Here is a 2169-nt window from a genome sequence, read left to right as displayed (position 1 = left end):
TCGAAAAGAACGTCAATCCCGAGTCGATCAAAGCCCTTAGCTTGAACTACATCGTCATGTCAGATCCCGCGGGACGGATCGCCCTGGACGAAGGATACGACTTCTCGGGTAACGAGCCCAAGCCGCTCAAGCTGATGTCGCGTGATGTCGTGCCTGCAGCGGATCCGCTTCTTGTAACCTTCTCCGAACCCGGATCCCGTACAGGCCTCGTTCGAACCGAGGCGGGAATCGTCGCGGTCGGATATGCACCGATCCTGACGTCCGAGCGAACGGGGCCGGCAGTAGGCACCCTTCTCTTCGGCCGCATCCTCGACATCGCTGCCCTGCAGGATCAGACCAAGGTCGATTTCGAGTTGCTTCCAGTTGGGGCTCGGGCTTCGACTTCCGAGGAAATGATCCGCGGCGACGATGCCATCGAGCTCCGCTCCCTCGTGACGGGTCTGGATGGTGCCCCTCTGGCAACCCTCGTCTCCAAGACCGGCCGCTCCGTCTCGGCAGCCGGGCGTCAGGCTGTATGGGCCGCCATGGCCTTGCTAATCCTCGGCGGACTCGCCCTCATTGCCGCACTTGCCTTCGTTCTTCGGCATATCGCGATCAAGCGTGTCGGAGCGCTGCGAGACCATCTGTCGGAGGTCGGGTCGACCGGACAGCTCTTGATCATGCCCGAAGACAGCAGAAACGACGAGTTGAGCGAGACCATCGTCTCGTTCAACAGAATGGCGTCGCAGCTGGCGGAACTTCGCGACACCTTGCGGCGACAGGACTATCACCATGGCGCTGCCGACCAGGCGGCAGGGATTCTGCACAACGTTCGCAACGCTATCAGTCCCATAGGCACGGTTGCGTGGGATCTCACTCGGCGCGAGGACGCGCCATGGAAGAAGAACCTTCAGAAGGCGCTCGAGGAAATCACGGATCCGGCGCTTTCCGTGGAACGGGCCGGAAAGCTCCATCAGTTCGTCGCAATGTCCACCGCGAGGCTGCTCGAGGAAGGCACAACAAGGCACGCTGACCTGCAAACGCTCACCTCGATGGTCCGACACGTCGACGGAATCCTTAAGGAAGAGGATGCGGCGTCGAAGGGGCAGCGTGTCGTCGAGAAGATAGACATCGCCTCCGTGATCGAGAGTGCGGCGAAGCTGATCTCTCGGAAGGAAAACATTGATCTCCTAGTTGGGGTCGAGCCTGGCACCGCCGTGCTCGGACACCGAATTGCCGTGGAACAGATCCTCGGCAACCTCCTCGTCAATTCGGCTGAAGCAATCGAAGCCACAGGCCAGGGCCGCGGCAGGATCGAGATCGAGGTCGCCGAGGTCGACATGGGTGGAACGACCGGTCTTACTGTCATGCTTCGCGACGACGGCGAGGGCATCGAGCAAGAACGTCTGGAGACGATCTTCGAGAAGGGCTTCTCCACCCGTCGTCACCGCTCCGGGGGAACGGGCCTGCATTGGTGCGCGAACGCCGTCGGCGCGATGAACGGAAGACTGTTCGCGCGAAGCGAGGGGCCGGGAAGAGGTGCGACGCTGCACTTGATACTTCCTCGCTATACGACCGAACTCAAGGACGCCGCATGACATCCTCAGCCAAACCGCGGCGCATACTCGTGGTCGACGATGACGCGCAGGTACTTGAAGCCTACGGCCGGGTTCTTGCCGACCTAGTCGCGAAGGCTCCGACGAACGGTGACGAATTCGACGATCTCTCGGCGGAGCTATTCGGTGGCGAACCGTCGGAAGCTGTTGCGGACGCCTTGATCGACGACATCGTGTTCTGTCGCCAAGGAGAGCATGCAGTTGCCACTGTAGAGGCTGCGGCAGCGGAAGGGGCACCCTTCGCAATCGCCTTCATCGACATGCGAATGCCGCCGGGTATCGATGGTCTGGAAACCGCCCGTCGCATACGCGCTCTCGATGCGGACGTGAACCTGGTTATCGTCACGGGCTACTCCGACCACAAGCCGTCCGAGATCTCGCTGGCCATCGGGCAACCTGAGAAGCTCTTCTACCTCCTGAAACCGTTCGATGTCGGAGAACTGCAGCAGCTGGCAACCGCTCTTGCCCATCGTTGGAGCACCGACAACGCCGTTACCGACGAACTTGCCCTCCGAGTGGCAGAACTCGAGAAGCTGAACGCTCAGCTGAAGGTTAGCGAGGCCAAGGCCCAGGA

2 protein-coding genes are annotated in these 2169 nt (G+C 61.1%); both read left to right on the top strand.

Going from position 1 to position 2169, the window contains the following annotated elements; translation table 11 throughout:
- Nucleotides 1–1577: ATP-binding protein (locus ACZLZQ_RS24240; RefSeq protein ID WP_472951876.1), on the top strand; the 1577-nt coding region annotated here is incomplete at its 5' end.
- Nucleotides 1574–2169, top strand: a 596-nt coding sequence (locus ACZLZQ_RS24235) for a response regulator (protein ID WP_472951873.1), incomplete at its 3' end; no start/stop codon positions are given. The genes ACZLZQ_RS24240 and ACZLZQ_RS24235, both read left to right, overlap by 4 nt.

The organism is Mesocryomonas lacus (assembly GCF_055730105.2).
Note: the sequence above shows the minus strand (reverse complement) of the source record. Positions and strands in the feature narration are given on the sequence as shown.